Below are 15,821 nucleotides of genomic sequence, written 5' to 3'. Positions count from 1 at the left end.
ATACACAGCAGAACACTCAAATTGCCAACGAGAACCCCACGTGACCCGACCCGCCCCCTTGCGCCTCGCCATCCGCCAAGCCCTGCTTTGCACCAGCCTTGGCCTGGCTATGCTGCCGCTGGCCCATGCCGCAGACAGCGCCAGCACCACCACGCGCTACGACCTCGCCATCCCAGCTGGCTCGCTGGATGCAGCCTTGACCACCCTCAGCCGCAGCACCGGCCTGAACATTGCCTTCACCCCGGGTGACCTGGCCGGCAAGTACAGCGCCGGGCTGCGGGGCAGCTTCAGCAGCCAGCAAGCCCTGCACCAGCTACTGGTCGGCAGCGGCCTGCAATCGATGCCGCAGGACGGCGGTTACCGCCTGATCCCCGCCAGCGAACCGCTGCCATTGGGTGCTGTGGCACTGGACCCGACCAACGTGACCGGCACTGCCAACCTCGGCGAGCAGACCGAGAACACCGGTTCCTACACCACAGGTGCGATCACCACCGGCGGCAAGACACCTCGCAGCCTGCGCGAAACCCCGCAGTCGGTGAGTGTTATGACCCGCCAGCGTATGGATGACCAGCACCTCACCAGCCTGACCCAGGTGCTGGACCAGACCACCGGCATCACCGTGGTCGGCGGCAACGACACGAAAAACCAGATCTACTCGCGTGGCTTCGTCATCCGCAGTATTCAGACCGACGGCGGCGCACCGATGCTGCGCAACGAAGCCTTCGACACCCTGCCCGACATGACCGCGTACGACCACGTCGAAGTCTTGCGTGGCTCCGACGGGTTGTTCGGCGGCACTGGCGACCCGGGCGGCAGCATCAACCTGGTGCGCAAACGCGCCCTGCCGTTCAACCAGCTGAGCATCAGCCAGTCGGCGGGCAGCTGGGACAATTACCGCTCCGAAGTCGACCTGACCGGCCCGCTTGGGTTCGACGGTGCACTTCGCGGCCGCGTGGCGATGTCGTTCGAGGACAAGAAATACTTCTACGACAATGCCGACAGCGAGAAGCACGTGATTTTCGGCACCCTGGAGGCAGACCTGAGCCCGGCCACCCTGGTGAGCATCGGCGGCACCTATGAATGGCGGGACATGGATGGATACTGGGACCGCGGCCTGGTGCGCTACAAGGACGGCACCGAGATCGGCACCTCACGCAGCCGCTCGCTGGCCGCCGACTGGTCAGCCAACAACTACAAGCGCACCGAGTACTTCGCCAAGGTCGAGCACGCGCTGGACGAAAACTGGAAGTTCAAGGCCAGCTACACCAAAAGCAAGTTCGATTCGACCCAGGACATTGGCGAAGTGAGCGCCGCCGTCGACCCGAACACCAACCAGACCACTTTCAAGCGTTTCATCCGCGGTTACAACAACCAGCAGGACTTGTTCGATGCCAACCTGTCCGGCACCTTCGAAGCCTTTGGCCTGACCCACGAACTGCTGGTCGGTGCCGACTATGAAGAAGTGATGCGCAGCTACTCCGACGACAGCGACCTGTCGCAAGTAAGCGACATCAACGTGCCCTTCGACATCACCACAGGTGACGCCGGCGCCATGCCCAAGCCGCGCACACCCCCCAGCTACTACTACAACCCCGACTGGAACCAGCGCAAATCCGGTGCCTATGCCACCTTCAAGGCGCAGCTTGCCGAGCCACTGCACCTGACCTTGGGTGCACGCTACTCCGACTACCGTGACAACACCCGCACCGTGGTCCCGGCCTTCAACAATGCCGACACCCGGGTCAAGGAAAGCAACCGCGGCGTCATCACCCCGTTTGGCGCGCTGGTGCTCGACCTGAACCGGCAGTGGTCGCTGTACACCAGCTATGCCGAGATCTTCCAGCCACAAACCGCCTTCAAGTCCCCCAGCAGCCAGCCACTGGACCCGATCGAGGGCGAAACCTACGAGTTCGGTACCAAAGGCGAGTTGCTCGATGGGCGCCTCAACCTGTCCAGCGCGCTTTACTACACCAAGCGCCTGAACGAAGCGGTGAGCACTGGCCAAGGCTTCTACAGCGCCTCTGGCGAGGTGATCAGCAAGGGTATCGACAGCGAGATTTCCGGTGAGCTGGCCCCCGGCTGGCAAGCCATGGCCGGCTACACCTTCAACATCAACAGGCAACGTGTTGCCGGCAATGCCGCCAACAACGGCACGCCGATGAGCACGCAAACACCCAAGCACCTGTTCAAGTTCTTCACCACCTATCAACTGCCCGGCGAGTTCGAACGCTGGAAGGTCGGCCTGGGTGCCATCATCCAGAGCGACAGCTACAAGAGTGGCTTCATTCAGCGCCGACTTCCCGACGGCGGGCTAAGCCAGCAAGACCCGTATGCGTTCCGCCAGGCCGGTTATGCGGTGTGGAACGGCTTGGTCGAGTACCGCATCGATGAGCACTGGACGGCCACGCTCAATGGCAACAACCTGTTCGACAAGACGTACTACCAGACCGTGGATGCCAGCGATACCGGCAACTGGTACGGCGCGCCGCGCAACTATATGCTGACCTTGCGCGGCAAGTTCTGAATCGTGCAGTGTTGCTCGCGATTTCGGTGATACCTGCTGGATTCTGGGGCTGCTTTGCAGCCCATCGCGACACAAGGCCGCTCCTACAAGGGATCGCATTTTCCCTGTAGGAGCGGCCTTGTGTCGCGATAGGGGCGCAAAGCGCCCCCGGGATCTCGGCCAGTTACACCGCAACCTGCCGCCCCGCTGCCACCACCCGCCCACGCCAGGCAAACAGCAACACCATCACCAAACCCAGCGCCGCCATCGCTGCGCCCGCCAGGGAAATCGCCGGGTAGCCCAAACCTGCGTTGATCACTGCGCCACCCAGCGCCGCGCCAATCGCATTGCCCAGGTTGAATGCACCAATGTTCACCGCCGATGCCAGGTTGGGTGCATCCTTGGCTGCCTCCATCACCCGCATCTGCAGTGGCGGCACCAGTGCAAAACTGGCCGCGCCCCAGAGCAGGATCGCCACGGCCGTCGGCAGCGGCCAGTCCAGCACCAGCGGGAACACCAGCAGCACGGCAATCAACAGCGCCAACGACAGGATTAGCGTGCGGTCGATCGAGCGGTCTGCCGCCTTGCCGCCCCACACGTTGCCCAAGGTCAGGCCAACACCGAACAACACCAGCATGGCTGTCACGAACGTGGTGGACGCTGCCGCCTCGCTCTGCAGGATCGGCGCGATGTAGGTGAACACCGTGAACATCGCACTGGAACCCACCACTGTCAGCAGCAACGCCGCCAGTACCGGGCCGCGGCCCAGCACCCGGATTTCGGCCATGGCCCCGTCGCCTTTGGGCGACGGCACATTGGGCAGCGCGTACCAGAGCGTGGTCATCGCCACCAGACCAAGCCCGGCAATACCCCAGAATGCCGTGCGCCAACCCAGCATTTCACCAAACCAGGTCGCCAGCGGCACGCCGCCGATGGTGGCCAGGGTCAAGCCCATGAACATTGCCGCGACCGCCCCGGCGCGCTTCTCGGGCGGTACCACGCTGGCCGCGACAATCGAGCCGATGCCGAAGAAGGCACCATGGTTGAGCGAGGTGACCACGCGGGCCACCAGCAGGCTGGCGTAGTCGCTGGCCAGGGCCGACATCAGGTTGCCCAGCGTGAAAATGGCCATCAGCCCGATCAGCAAGTACCGCCGCGGGATCTTCACCGTGGCCAGGGTCATCAGCGGTGCGCCGATCAGCACGCCAATGGCATAGGCGCTGACCAGCAGCCCGGCGGCAGGGATGGAAACGCCAAGGTCAGTGGCGATGCTGGGCAACATGCCCATGGGGGCGAACTCGGTGACACCGATGCCAAAGGCACCGATGGCAAGTGCGACAAGAGGTGGATTGATACGCATGGCAAGCTCCTTATCTATGCCGCAAATGCTACGATCTGTTTCAAAATCGCACTAGAGTGCTTTTTTGCTAACCACCTTTGCGCACGAGGCACAAATGGACTTCAGTGGAAGATCAGGCGAGATGGAGATATTTGCCAGGGTGGCGCAAGAAGGCAGCCTGTCCGCCGCCGCACGGGCACTGAACCTGACGCCTTCTGCGGTCAGCCGCATCATCGCCCGCACCGAACAGCGCCTGGGCACCCGCCTGCTGCTGCGCACCACCCGGGCGATCACCCTCACCCCTGAGGGTGAGGCGTACCTGCGCGGTGCACGTCGGGTGCTGGCCGACATGCTCGAAGTGGAAGAAGCCATTACCGACCAGGGCGTGCCGCGCGGGCGCTTGCGGGTGAGCGCTGCACTGGGCCACGCCCGGTTGACCGTAGTACCGCTGCTGGCGGCCTTCAGCGCACGCTACCCGCAAGTGCTGGTTGACCTTACCCTCAGTGACGAAGTGGCCGACATTCTCGGCGGCCAGGCCGACGTAGCGTTGCGTTTCGGGCACCTGCCGGACAGTTCGTTGAGCGCCCGCGCCATTGGTGAAACCGGCCAGGTGGTGGTCGCCTCGCCCGAGTACCTGCAACGCTGCGGTACCCCGCTTGAGCCTGAAGACCTGGCCCGGCACAACTGCCTGCGCTTCAACTTCCGCCGTGCCGCGCCCGACTGGCCGTTTCGCCGCGACGGGCAGGTGTTCTCGTTGAAGGTGACAGGAAACATCGAATGCAGCAGCGGCGAAGCCTTGGCGCAACTGGCCAGGATCGGTGCCGGAGTGGCACGCATCGGTACCTTCACGGTGCTGGACGACCTGGCCAGCGGGCGGCTGGTGCCATTGCTGGAGGCGTACAACCCTGACGACCGCGAGCCGATCCATGCGGTGTTCGTCGGTGGCCAGGCGATGCCGGCGCGGGTGCGGGTGTTTGTGGACTTTCTTGTAGAGCACCTGGCTGGCGGCCTGCGCAATCCCTTGTAATCGATGACTCGCCCCGGCCGAGGCATCACAGTGCCACGGTGGCGTTCGAAGAAGCCAACGGCAGCGAGGGCGAGAAGGGCGAAGCCCGTGCCATCCACCGCACTGCCTGCTTCGCGGGCATGCCCGCTCCCACAATGCTAGGTCATCGCTTCATGGAACGGGCTGTGCCTGGGTACAATTCGCATGTTCATTTTAGCCATGCAAAGGACCACCCATGCTTTACGTCGTCATGCTCGGAGGCCGCCATCCCGGCGCCAAGATTGAAGTCCACGACGTGGTATTCGCCCAGGCCGACACCTTCGAACAGGCCTACCCGCAGTTGCGTCAGGCCTGGTTCGGTAGCCCAAAAGGCTTGCACATCGATTCGTGGCTGCAGGTGCACGGCGTAGACGGCCAGCGCGTCGAACTGCGCCCGCATGCCCCCGCCAGGGGGGCCCTGCGCCTGTACTTCATCAACCTCGGCGGTTACGAACGCGATGTGTTCGGCGAGGCGCACCGCTACCTGCTGGTTGCCGCCCACAACAAGACCGAAGCCAAGGCACTGGGCAAGCAGCGCATGCAGGCACACTGGCTGAAGCCGCACACCGACGCCTTGCTCGATGTCGACGACTGCCTGGCAATCGACCAGGTGGGCGGGCAGTTCGTGCACCTGGTCGAAGGGGCGCATGAGCCGGTGGTGGTGCGCAGCGACTACATCCTGATCTGACGTTGATACCTGCAGTTGGGGTATCTTCGACGCTTCACCGTACCGCCAGGCCCAGACCACCATGCGCATTGTCATACCCGACGACTACCAGGATGTGATCCGCACGCTCGACTGCTTCGGCAAGCTGAGCGGGCACGCTGTCAGCGTGCTTCATGAGCGTCAGCCAGCCGCGCTGGAGCAACTTGCAGCACGCTTTGCCGATACCGACGCACTGGTACTCACCCGCGAACGTACCCGCATCGACGCCGCCTTGCTCGACCGCCTGCCCAACCTCAAGCTGATCAGCCAGACCGGCAAGGTGTCGAGCCACCTGGACCTGGCTGCCTGTACCGCACGCGGCATTGCCGTGACCGAGGGGCGCGGCTCGCCGGTGGCGCCTGCAGAACTTGCCTGGGCGCTGATTCTCAATGCCCGCCGGCAACTGGTGCCGGCCATCGATGCGTTCCGCCAAGGCCAATGGCAGGTCAACCTGGGCCAGGCGCTGGCCGGCCAGCTGCTGGGTATTTGGGGCTACGGCAAGATCGGCCAGCGTCTGGCGCGTTATGCCCAGGCGTTCGACATGCCCGTGCTGGTGTGGGGCAGCGACAGCAGCCGCGCCGCAGCCGAAGCCGATGGCCACCGCGCAGCCGCCTCGCGTGAGGCATTTTTTGCCGAAGCGGATATTGTCAGCCTGAACCTGCGCCTGTCCGACCAGACACGCCACGGGGTGACCTTCGACGACCTGTCCCACATGAAGCCCGACGCCTTGCTGGTGAACGTCAGCCGCGCAGAACTGATTGCTCCGGGGGCATTGCTGCAGGCACTGGATGCCGGTCGGCCGGGTTACGCGGCAGTGGATGTTTTCGAGGAAGAGCCGGTGCTCGACCCCGCCCATCCGCTGCTGCGCCACCCACGTGTACTCAGTACACCGCACCTGGGGTACGTGGAGAAGAACGGCTACGAGCTGTACTTTGGCGACGCCTTCGACAATGTGCTGGCCTTTTTCGAAGGCGAGCCGAAGAACGTTGCCAACCCTGAGGCCCTGGTGGCTCGACGCTGAGCCCTGCGGGAGCAACTGTCTTGTTTAAAATTTCAGAGTTCGCGCGATCACTGTGGGAGCGGGCATGCCCGCGAACACCGGCGAAGCCGGTGCCATCCACAGTGCAGGATTCTTCGCGGGTGAACCCGCTCCCACAAGGACCGCGCAGGCCTCAGGTTTGCCTTTAAGCAACGTTCAACCGAACAGGTTCAGCCCCAGCGCAAACACAGCCACCGCCAGCGCCACCAGCGGCACGGCATTGCGCTCCAGATACGCCGCCCAGCCGATCCCGGCCAACTGCTGCAATGGCAGCTCGCATTCACGCTGGCGCTCAGCCAGGCTGGCCAAACGCGCCTCGATGCTGTCAACGCGCTGCGCCTGGGTACTGGTTGCCAGGGCAAGCCTCTTCAACGCCGTAGTCACAGTGGTGGACAACGCTTCCCGGGCCAGGTTGCTCACAGCCAGCTGCTCCTGATGCTGCTCAAGGCTCTTGCGGATCGCCCCTTCCTTCTGCACGCGGGCCAGGGTACTTGCAACCAGTTTCCGGTTCTGCACCTCGCCACTGGCCTGCAGCGCGGCCAGTTCGATTGCAAGCTGGCCCTGCACACTTTCAAGGCGCTCCACCTCTTGCCTGCAGAAGGCATGGCCGTCGGCCAGCGCCAGCAGTTCGTCGAGCTGTTGCTTGGGTTCGTCTAGCTGGTTCATCAATTCCTGCCCCGGATACAGCGGTAAAGTGCGGAAAGCTATCAAATTGGCATCACTGAATCCACTGGCGTACGAGAGCATTGAGCGGTTGATCAGGTATCCGTGGTACCAGAGGCCTGAGGGCTTTCGTCAGCGCGCAGGCGTACACTTGCCATCAGCACAGGCTCAGGAGTTGCTCAATGCCCTACCCCATCGAACAGAAACTGGTCATTGGCGTTGCCTCGAGTGCGCTGTTCGACCTCACCGTCTCGGACGACATCTACAAGTCCCAGGGTGTCGAGGCGTACCGCCAGCACCAACAGCAGAACCTGGACGAGCCATTCCCCAAAGGCGTGGCGTTCCCGTTCATTCGCCGCTTCCTGAGTATCAACCAGGCCTTTCCCGAGCAACTGCCGGTAGAAGTGGTGCTGCTTTCGCGCAACTCCCCGGAAACCGGCCTGCGGGTGTTTCGTTCGATAAACCATTACCAGTTGGACATCACCCGCGCGGCGTTCATGTCCGGCCGCTCGCCCTACGAGTACATCCCGGCATTCAATGCCTCGCTGTTTCTCAGTGCCAATGAGGAAGACGTACAGAAAGCCATCGATGCCAACTACCCCGCCGGCAGGGTGCTGCCGACGCGCATTTACGATGACGAGATCGACACTGAATTGCGGGTGGCCTTCGACTTCGATGGCGTGATTGCCGACGACGAGGCGGAAAGCGTGTACAAGCGCAACGACAACCTGGACGACTTTCAGGAGCACGAGCGCGTGCACCAAGGCATTCCGCATTCACCAGGGCCACTGGCGGACCTGTACCGCAAGCTTTCGCTGATACGCATGTTGGAGGACCGCAAGCTGGCCGAGGACCCGGCCTACAAGCGGATCTTGCGGATTGCCATTGTCACGGCGCGCAATGCGCCTTCGCATGAGCGGGTGGTGACGACGTTGAAGGATTGGGGGGTGTCGCCGGACGAGTGCTTCTTTCTCGGCGGGATGGAGAAACCCAGGGTGCTGTCGATCCTGAAGCCGCATGTATTCTTTGACGACCAGCGCAGCCACCTGCAGTCGCCGGCGGGGGATTTGCCGATGGTGCATGTGCCGTTCGGGGTGGCGAACAGGGGGCTTTCAACGACGCTCTCCCCGCTCGCCACGCCTGTGCAGGAACCGGAAGACACCGGCGCTGCCGGTGCCATCCAACCTGTCTAGCGAGCAACTTCCTCAACCGGGGCATTGGCGGTCGGGCGGCTACGTTGGCCCAACAACGCACGCGCCGCCAATGCCGCCACCACCAGGCCAGGTGATGCCGCCAGCAGCAGGCCACCTACGCCTGCCCCCGCCGCCAGGATCTGCCCTGCTGCCAACGGCCCGGCCATCGACCCCAGGCGCCCTACCGCTACCGAAGCACCCACACCTGTGGCGCGCACCTGGGTCGAATACAACGTTGGCGCAAGCGCATACAGCACCAACTGCCCACCAATGGCGCAATAGCCCGCAGTAAACCCGGCCAGCAACATCAAGCCAAAAGTGCTCGACAACCCCAAGCCCGCCAGCGAGACAAGCATGCCGGCATAAGCGATGAACACGGCCCGCCCGGCGAAGCCCCGGTCCATCATCCGCCCGGTGAGGAACGAACCTGCAGCGCCGCCCAGGTTGAACAGAATCTGTACCGCGCCCGCCTGTGGCCGGCTATAGCCTTGCCCAATCAACAGAGACGGCAACCAGTTGAGCAGCATGTACAGCACAGTAAGCGTGAAGAAGCACGCCACCCACAGCAACAAGGTGCGGCTTGCCTGGCCCGGCCCGAACAATTGGCCCAGCATGCCGTTGCCGGCGGCACTGGCCGCGGGCTGGGCACGGAACGCCTGGGACTCCTTCAGCCATACCATCAGCACGAAGGCGATCGCGATGGGGGCAATGCCACCCACGTAGAACACCGTCCGCCAGCCTTCGCCCAGCCCGGCCATGCCGATGACCGACGCGATCGCCCCGCCCAGGGGCACGCCGCAGTAAGTCAGGCTTACCGCCGTGCTGCGCAGGCGCTGCGGCGCGGCCTCGCTGGCCAGGGCAATCAGGATCGGCAAGGCGGCCCCCAACCCCAACCCGGTCATCAGGCGTGCGATCAGCAGCGTGGTGTACGTATCAGCGTGGGCGGTACCCAGCGAGAAGCCGCCGAACAACAGTACTGCCACGATCAGGATGGCCTTGCGGCCCAGCCGATCGGCCAGCCAGCCACCAATAAACGCGCCGGGCAGCAGCCCCAGCAGCCCGGCACTGAACACCCAGCCAAGCATGGCCGGGGTCAGCGCAAACTCTTTGGCCATGTGCGGCGCTGCAACCCCGGTGGCCTGAAGGTCCAGCCCCTCCAGCAGCGCCACCAGAAAACACAGGCCGATGGTAAGCACCGGCTTGCTTGAAGATGAGGATGAATGACTCATGTGTGGCCCCTTTTGTTGTTATGGGTCGGGAAGTCAAAGCCTGAACGTGGCACGCAAGGAAACGAACGACGAGTCTTCGCCGCCGGCTTCCTTGATGGCAGCGCCGACGTCGTAGTACTTCATGTCGAGATCCAGCGTAAGGTTGGGTGTCGCCAGCCATCGTGTGTTGGCGCGGTAGATGGTGCCCACATGCCGGCCGGTGCCCCGGGTGTTGGCCAACAGGCTCATGCCAGGCATGTACACGCCATCTTCTTCGCGCTGCTTCCACACCTCGAGCACGCCTTGTTCGAAGCGCACCGTGCGCCAGGGCGAGAAGCCGAACGTGGGCCCGACCACGATCACGTTGCTCAAGGTGGTCAGGCTGGCCTCACCGTAAACGCCGTTCCGCGGGAACAGCGGGTCGAAGGTGCCGACCTTGCCGTCGCCCAGGTCACTGTCACCGCTGGCGGCGTCGACACGCATGCCCAGGCGTGGCAGCCAAGGGCGGTCGAAGGTGTAGCCGCTGTCGCTCGACACCGCCCAGGCACGGATCGAGGCGCCGCCCAAGTGGCCACCCTGCCCGGCCAGGTTCCAGCTCCAGTCCAGGGCCTGATAGCGGCCGAACAGGCGGGTGCCGTAGGTGTAGCGCTGCTCATCCCCCGTCTCGCCAGCCAGGCTGCGGTCGTCGGTTTCGAGGCCGAACGCAAACAGGTCCATGTTCCACACGGCCGTCAGCGGCAAGGTGCCGTACAGGCCGTAGAACTTCACCGCATTGTTGCTGCCGTCGTCCCAACTGTCTTCGCCGGTTTTCAACGGCCTGACGGCAAAGGCGTCGAGCTTGCGCCCGTCCTTGAGGTTGAGGCTGGCACGCACGCCATCGAAGCTCAGGCGCAGGTTAGGGACATCCCGGTATGTGACGAACACCTGGTCGCCAAAGGCCATTTCCTGGCGCCCGACCCGCGTGGTGTAGCGCCCTGCGGCGAAGTCGTGGTTGAAGTCGATGAATGCCTGGCGGATTTCATTTCGGCCTTCGTCATTGGGTGAGTACAGGTCTTTGCCGAACGCACGGGTGTTCTCCACCTGCACGAAGGTACGCAGGGCATCATCGAACAGGTGCAGGTCGGCATGGGCTTGCAACCGTTGCAACAGGTAGGAGTCGTCGTTCAGGCCACGCAAGCCGAAGAACGGCTTGTTCAGTGCATCGGCGCGGTAACGCGCTTCGGCCCCCAGTTGCAACCAGGCCGACTCGGACAAACGATGGTAGCGCAGCCCATCGAAAGGGTCGCTGGCCTTGGCGGGGTCATCCAGAAAACGGTAGTCCTCGACCCAGCGCGGGGCGCCGGGCCGGCCTGGCCGGCTGTCTTCAAGCGGACTGGCCGCTTGCACGCACTGGCACAGCGAAAGCAGCACAACGGGCACCAACGCCCGGTTCAACGGCCTCGTCATCAGAATTTCCCTTTACTTGTTTTTATAAAATTGGATAACTCTGTTAACGATTATTTTTGTTAATCATCTTGCCGTCAATAGCCAATCGACGCCCGCAAGAGGCAGGCGCGATTCTGCGTTCGCTGATCGAACACTAATGCGCACAGGGGCTGCGACAAGGCGCCATTGGTGGCTAGTATTTGTCCTGCGCGGCGTCTGATCCGCCGTCTTACGTGCAAAAAGCACTCATTAAAACAACAAGAGCACCTACATGAACTGCCTCAAACCCCTAGCCGCCCTCGGCCTGCTCATGCTCGGCGCCAGCCAGGCCATGGCTGCGCAAACAGTTAAGCAACCAAACATTCTACTGATCGTCGCCGATGACCTTGGCTTTTCCGACCTGTCCGCCCTGGGCAGCGAGATCCAGACCCCGCACCTGGACAAGCTGCTGGCCGACGGCCGCCTGATGCTAGACTTTCATGCCGCGCCCAGTTGCTCCCCCACACGCGCAATGCTGATGTCGGGCAATGACCCGCACATTGCCGGGCTGGGCATGATGGCCGAAGCACGCAAACGCCTGCCGGCAGGCGCCGAGGTGCGCGCGGGCTACGAAGGCGTGCTCGGCGCCAACGTCGCCACCCTGGCCGAACTGCTGCACGATGCCGGGTACCGCACCTACATCTCCGGCAAATGGCACTTGGGCATGCAGCCCGCACAGCAGCCACAAAACCGTGGTTTCGACCAGGCCTCCGTGCTGCTGGAAGGGGGCGCTGCGCACTTCAAGCAAGCCAACATGGACCTGCAGTCGAACTACAGCGCAACGTTCCAGCACAACGGCAAACCCATCGAACTGCCCGACGACTTCTACTCCAGCACCTGGTTCACCGACCGCCTGATTTCCGCCATCGACGAAGGCAAGGCCAGTCAAAAACCCTTCTTCGCCTTCGCCGCCTACACCGCGCCCCACTGGCCCTTGCAGGCACCGGACAAATACCTGGCGCAGTACCGCGGCCGCTACGATCAGGGCTACCAGGCCATTGCCCACGAACGCCTGGAGCGCCAGCGCAAGGCCGGCCTGGTGCCGGCGGACTTCCCGCTGCAAGCGCAACTGGAGGGCGTGCCGAGCTGGGCATCACTGACCGTTGAGCAGCAACGCCAGTCAGCGCGCACCATGGAGGTGTATGCGGCCATGGTCGCTGCCCTGGATGCCGAAGTCGGTCGGCTGGTAGATCACCTGCGCAAGGCCGGCGAGCTGGATAACACGCTGATCCTGTTCATGTCCGACAACGGGCCGGAGAACGCTACCCGCGTCGACCCGAACTGGATCAAGCAGCATTTCGACAACAACCTGGACAACTACGGCAAACGTGACTCGTTCCTGATGATCGGCGCGGCCTGGGCCCAGGTCAGCGCCCTGCCCAGCCGCCGCTACAAGATGACGACCTACCAGGGCGGCATCCGCGTGCCCGCCTTTGTCTACTACCCGGCAACCATCAAGCCTGGGCGCAGCGCGGAACTGGCCAGTGTCAGGGACATCATGCCAACCCTGCTGCAACTGGCTGACGCCCCCATGCCCGGCATCAAGTACCGGGAACGCGATATCGTGCCGCCGCAAGGCACCTCGGCCCTGGGCTACCTGCAGGGCCAGGACACGCGCATTCACGCCGAGGACGAAGCCCTGGGCTGGGAAATCAACGGCAGCGCCTCGTTGCGCAAAGGGCCCATGAAGCTGCTGTGGGATGCCACCGATGGCAAGCCGGCCTGGCACCTGTACAGCCTGGGCACAGACCCTGGTGAGCACCACGACATCGCTGCCGACCACCCCGAGCAGGTCGCCAGCATGCTGCGCGACTGGAAGGCGTATGCGCAGCGCAGCAATATCGCTATTGACGCCGATGGCCGCCCCGCAAGCCCTGCCAAACTGGCCAGCCCGGCCGTGGCCAGCAAGCCATGATTGCCCGAGTAGCCGGCTGCGCACTGGTCGCCGCCGGCCTGCTCGCCGTGGGCTACAGCGCCTGGCCAGAAGCCCCGGCGCCGCTGCTGCTGTGCAACGGCTACAGTGGCCTGCCCGCAGCGCGCCAGGGCGCTTGGCGTGACGGCATGGTGCGCGTGCCAGGCGGCACGTTCAGCTTTGGCTCGGACCGTTTCTACGACGAAGAAGGCCCGCCACAGGCGGCAAGCGTGTCGGCCTTCCGGATCGATGTGCATCCGGTCACCAACGCCCAGTTTGCCCGCTTCGTAGCCGCTACCGGTTACCTCACCCATGCCGAGCGGGGCATCAGCTTCAAGGACGACCCTACCCTCCCCGAGCACCTGCGGGTGCCTGGCGCAATGGTGTTCCAGCAAGGGCCGGATGTACTCAACCCAGGCTGGCAGTTCGTGCCGGGGGCCAGTTGGCGGCACCCACAAGGCCCTGGCAGCAGCGTGGCGGGGCTGGAAAACCACCCGGTTGTGCAGGTGGTGCTTGAGGATGCGCAGGCGTATGCACACTGGGCCGGACGCACGCTGCCCACCGAGGCCCAGCTGGAGTACGCCATGCGCGGCGGCTTGCAGGATGCCGACTTCAGCTGGGGCAAAACGGAGTTGCCCAAAGGCCGGATCATGGCCAATACCTGGCAGGGCCAGTTTCCTTATCACAACGCGGCAGCCGACGGCTTCACCGGCACCTCACCAGTGGGATGCTTTCCGACCAACCGGTTTGGCCTGTTCGATGCCGGGGGAAATGTGTGGGAACTGACCCGAACGGGCTATCGTCCTGGCCACGACCCGCAGCGTGACGCCGCCCTCGACCCGCCAGGCCCCACCTTGGACGAAAGCTTTGACCCCGCCGAACCTGGGGTGAAAGTGGCCGTGATCAAGGGCGGTTCGCACCTGTGCTCGGCAGACCGCTGCATGCGCTACCGGCCCTCGGCGCGGCAGCCGCAGCCGGTGTTCATGGCGACCTCGCACGTGGGGTTCAGAACGGTTCGTGAATAAACGGCAAAGGTGATGCGGCCGCTTCGATGGCCGCCACCTGCCGGTCGAAATCGGGCAGCAGGTAGTCGAAGAAGTAACGGGCACTTTCCTGCTTTTCCAGGCGCTGCGGCGCGTCTACAGGCAGCGCCTGAATGCAGCGGCACGTGCGGGCCCAGGCATAGGCCTGCAAGGCTGTGCCGCACAGTTGCAGGAAGTCGCCCGCAGCCCGGTATGGGTACTCGGGGTCGTCTGCTGCGCTGAGCTGCACCTTGGCAAGCATCACTTCCAGCGTGTCGCAAACCCTGCGCAGCGCATCGCCCTCCTCGCTCGCGCCAGTTTCCTGCCGCAGCTCGACCAGCAGCAGCGCAAAGCCGTCGCCCCCATCAGCCAGCACCTTTCGCAGCAGCAAGTCGTTGGCCTGCACTTCGTTGGTGCCTTCGTAGATCATCGCAATGCGGCTGTCGCGCAGCGTTTGCTCGATGGCGAACTCGCAGGTGTAGCCATACCCACCGAACACCTGCAGCGCCTTGCTGGCCAGGTTGAAACCGAGGTCGGTGAACACGGCCTTGATGATGGGCGTCAACAGCGCTGCCAGCTTCGAGGCCTTGGCCCGTTGTGCGAGGTCAGCTGATGCATCGGCAATATCCAGCCAGTGCGCTGCCCAGTAGCCCAGGGCACGCATGCCCTCGGTGCGCACACGCAGCTCCAGCAAGATGCGGCGCATGGCAGGGTGCAGGTGAATGGGGTCGGCAGCGCCCTTGGGCTGCCCCGGTGCATTCATCTGCCGGCGCTCCAAAGCGTATTCCCTGGCGTACTGCCAAGCCGCCTGCGCATGCGCCAGCCCCTGCAGGCCGACATGCAGCCTGGCCGAGTTCATCATCACGAACATGGCGGCCAGGCCACCGTGCGCCTGCCCCACCAACCAGCCGCTGGCCCCTTCGAAGCGCAGCGCGCAGGTGGCGCTGCCGCGAATGCCCAGCTTGTGCTCAAGGCCATCGCAGTGCACGGCATTGCGCTGGCCATCGTCCAGCCATTTCGGCACCAGCAGCAGCGACAAACCACGGCTGCCCGCCGGTGCATCCGCTAGCCGCGCCAGCACCAGATGCACGATGTCGTGCGTCAGGTCGTGGTCGCCGCCCGAGATGAACAACTTGTTGCCGGTGACGGCGTAGCGGCCGTCGCCCAAGGGTTCGGCGCGACAGCGCAGCAAGCCCAGGTCACTGCCGGCCTGAGGCTCGGTCAGGCACATGGTCGGCAGGGTTTGGCCACTGACGATGCCCGGCAGATACCGCGCCTGCAGTTCGACAGACGCATGGGTTTTCAGGCACAGGTAGGCGCCATGGGCGATGCCGGTATACATGGCCCAGGCATGATTGCTGGCGAACAGCATTTCCTGCAAGGCAGCGTCCAGCACCATCGGCAGCCCTTGCCCGCCGAGCTGGGGGGCACAGGCCAACGCCGGCCAGCCACCCTCGACATAGGCACGGTAGGCCGCCGGGAAACCCTCCGGTGTGCGCACATTACCTTCGTGCAGGCGGCAGCCTTGGCGATCGCCCGGTGCATTCAGCGGGGCCAGCACCTGTTCACTGAAGCGGGCGGCCTCTTCCAGCACCTGAGTGGCCAGGTCGAGATCGATATCTGCATAGGGAGGCATTGCCTGCCAGGCCTGCTCGGCCCCCAGCCAGTGTTGCAGCACGAATTGCATGTCCGCCAATGGCGCCTTCCAGGGCATGGGATACCTCGCG

12 protein-coding genes are annotated in these 15,821 nt (G+C 64.0%); 7 read left to right on the top strand and 5 right to left on the bottom strand.

The annotated features are described in order from the left end of the window. Positions 1–40 precede the first annotated feature (40 nt). Complete coding sequence (locus JOY50_RS04625; RefSeq protein ID WP_243054838.1) at positions 41–2,524, top strand: TonB-dependent siderophore receptor; 2,484 nt, start codon at positions 41–43, stop codon at positions 2,522–2,524. Between the two features lie 163 nt (positions 2,525–2,687). Here JOY50_RS04625 and JOY50_RS04620 read toward each other — a convergent pair whose 3' ends face one another. Continuing rightward, positions 2,688–3,863, bottom strand: a complete 1,176-nt coding sequence (locus JOY50_RS04620; RefSeq protein WP_132841443.1) for an MFS transporter — start codon at positions 3,861–3,863, stop codon at positions 2,688–2,690. A gap of 94 nt (positions 3,864–3,957) precedes the next feature. On the opposite strand from JOY50_RS04620, the gene JOY50_RS04615 reads away from it, so the two are divergent. The 3 genes from JOY50_RS04615 (at position 3,958) to JOY50_RS04605 (ending at position 6,614) form a co-directional block, all read left to right on the top strand. Beyond that, positions 3,958–4,869: a LysR family transcriptional regulator gene (locus JOY50_RS04615; RefSeq protein ID WP_132841445.1), complete on the top strand. Its 912-nt coding sequence runs from the start codon at positions 3,958–3,960 to the stop codon at positions 4,867–4,869. Positions 4,870–5,083: 214 nt separating this feature from the next. Next, positions 5,084–5,575 (top strand): DUF1543 domain-containing protein, encoded by a 492-nt coding sequence (locus JOY50_RS04610; RefSeq protein WP_132841447.1) that lies wholly within the window; start codon positions 5,084–5,086, stop codon positions 5,573–5,575. A gap of 61 nt (positions 5,576–5,636) precedes the next feature. Then, positions 5,637–6,614 (top strand): D-2-hydroxyacid dehydrogenase family protein, encoded by a 978-nt coding sequence (locus tag JOY50_RS04605; RefSeq protein ID WP_243054837.1) that lies wholly within the window; start codon positions 5,637–5,639, stop codon positions 6,612–6,614. 174 nt (positions 6,615–6,788) lie between these two features. Here the strand turns inward: JOY50_RS04605 and JOY50_RS04600 are convergent, their stop codons facing one another. Further along, a complete protein-coding gene (locus tag JOY50_RS04600) occupies positions 6,789–7,298 on the bottom strand; it encodes a hypothetical protein (protein WP_243054836.1) in 510 nt (169 codons plus the stop codon). Between the two features lie 179 nt (positions 7,299–7,477). On the opposite strand from JOY50_RS04600, the gene JOY50_RS04595 reads away from it, so the two are divergent. Beyond that, complete coding sequence (locus tag JOY50_RS04595) at positions 7,478–8,488, top strand: 5'-nucleotidase (protein WP_132841453.1); 1,011 nt, start codon at positions 7,478–7,480, stop codon at positions 8,486–8,488. Here the strand turns inward: JOY50_RS04595 and mhpT are convergent. Both mhpT and JOY50_RS04585 read right to left on the bottom strand, forming a co-directional pair. After that, the gene (mhpT, locus tag JOY50_RS04590; protein WP_132841455.1) at positions 8,485–9,717 is read right to left on the bottom strand and encodes a 3-(3-hydroxy-phenyl)propionate transporter MhpT; all 1,233 of its coding nucleotides are present in this window, start codon (positions 9,715–9,717) and stop codon (positions 8,485–8,487) included. The genes JOY50_RS04595 and mhpT overlap by 4 nt on opposite strands. Positions 9,718–9,750: 33 nt before the next feature. Continuing rightward, positions 9,751–11,142: an alginate export family protein gene (locus tag JOY50_RS04585; protein ID WP_243054835.1), complete on the bottom strand. Its 1,392-nt coding sequence runs from the start codon at positions 11,140–11,142 to the stop codon at positions 9,751–9,753. Between the two features lie 250 nt (positions 11,143–11,392). Here JOY50_RS04585 and JOY50_RS04580 point away from each other — a divergent pair, with 250 nt between their 5' ends. Beyond that, a complete protein-coding gene (locus JOY50_RS04580; protein ID WP_243054834.1) occupies positions 11,393–13,075 on the top strand; it encodes an arylsulfatase in 1,683 nt (560 codons plus the stop codon). Further along, positions 13,072–14,097, top strand: a complete 1,026-nt coding sequence (locus tag JOY50_RS04575; RefSeq protein ID WP_138736841.1) for a formylglycine-generating enzyme family protein — start codon at positions 13,072–13,074, stop codon at positions 14,095–14,097. The genes JOY50_RS04580 and JOY50_RS04575 overlap by 4 nt, the downstream gene beginning before the upstream one ends. Here the strand turns inward: JOY50_RS04575 and JOY50_RS04570 are convergent. After that, positions 14,078–15,808, bottom strand: coding sequence for an acyl-CoA dehydrogenase (locus JOY50_RS04570; RefSeq protein ID WP_132841465.1), 1,731 nt, complete (start codon positions 15,806–15,808; stop codon positions 14,078–14,080). The genes JOY50_RS04575 and JOY50_RS04570 overlap by 20 nt on opposite strands. Positions 15,809–15,821: the final 13 nt, after the last annotated feature.

It is taken from the genome of Pseudomonas sp. BP01 (genome assembly GCF_022760795.1).
In the GTDB taxonomy this organism is placed as follows: domain Bacteria; phylum Pseudomonadota; class Gammaproteobacteria; order Pseudomonadales; family Pseudomonadaceae; genus Aquipseudomonas; species Aquipseudomonas putida_Q.
Note: the sequence above shows the minus strand (reverse complement) of the source record. Positions and strands in the feature narration are given on the sequence as shown.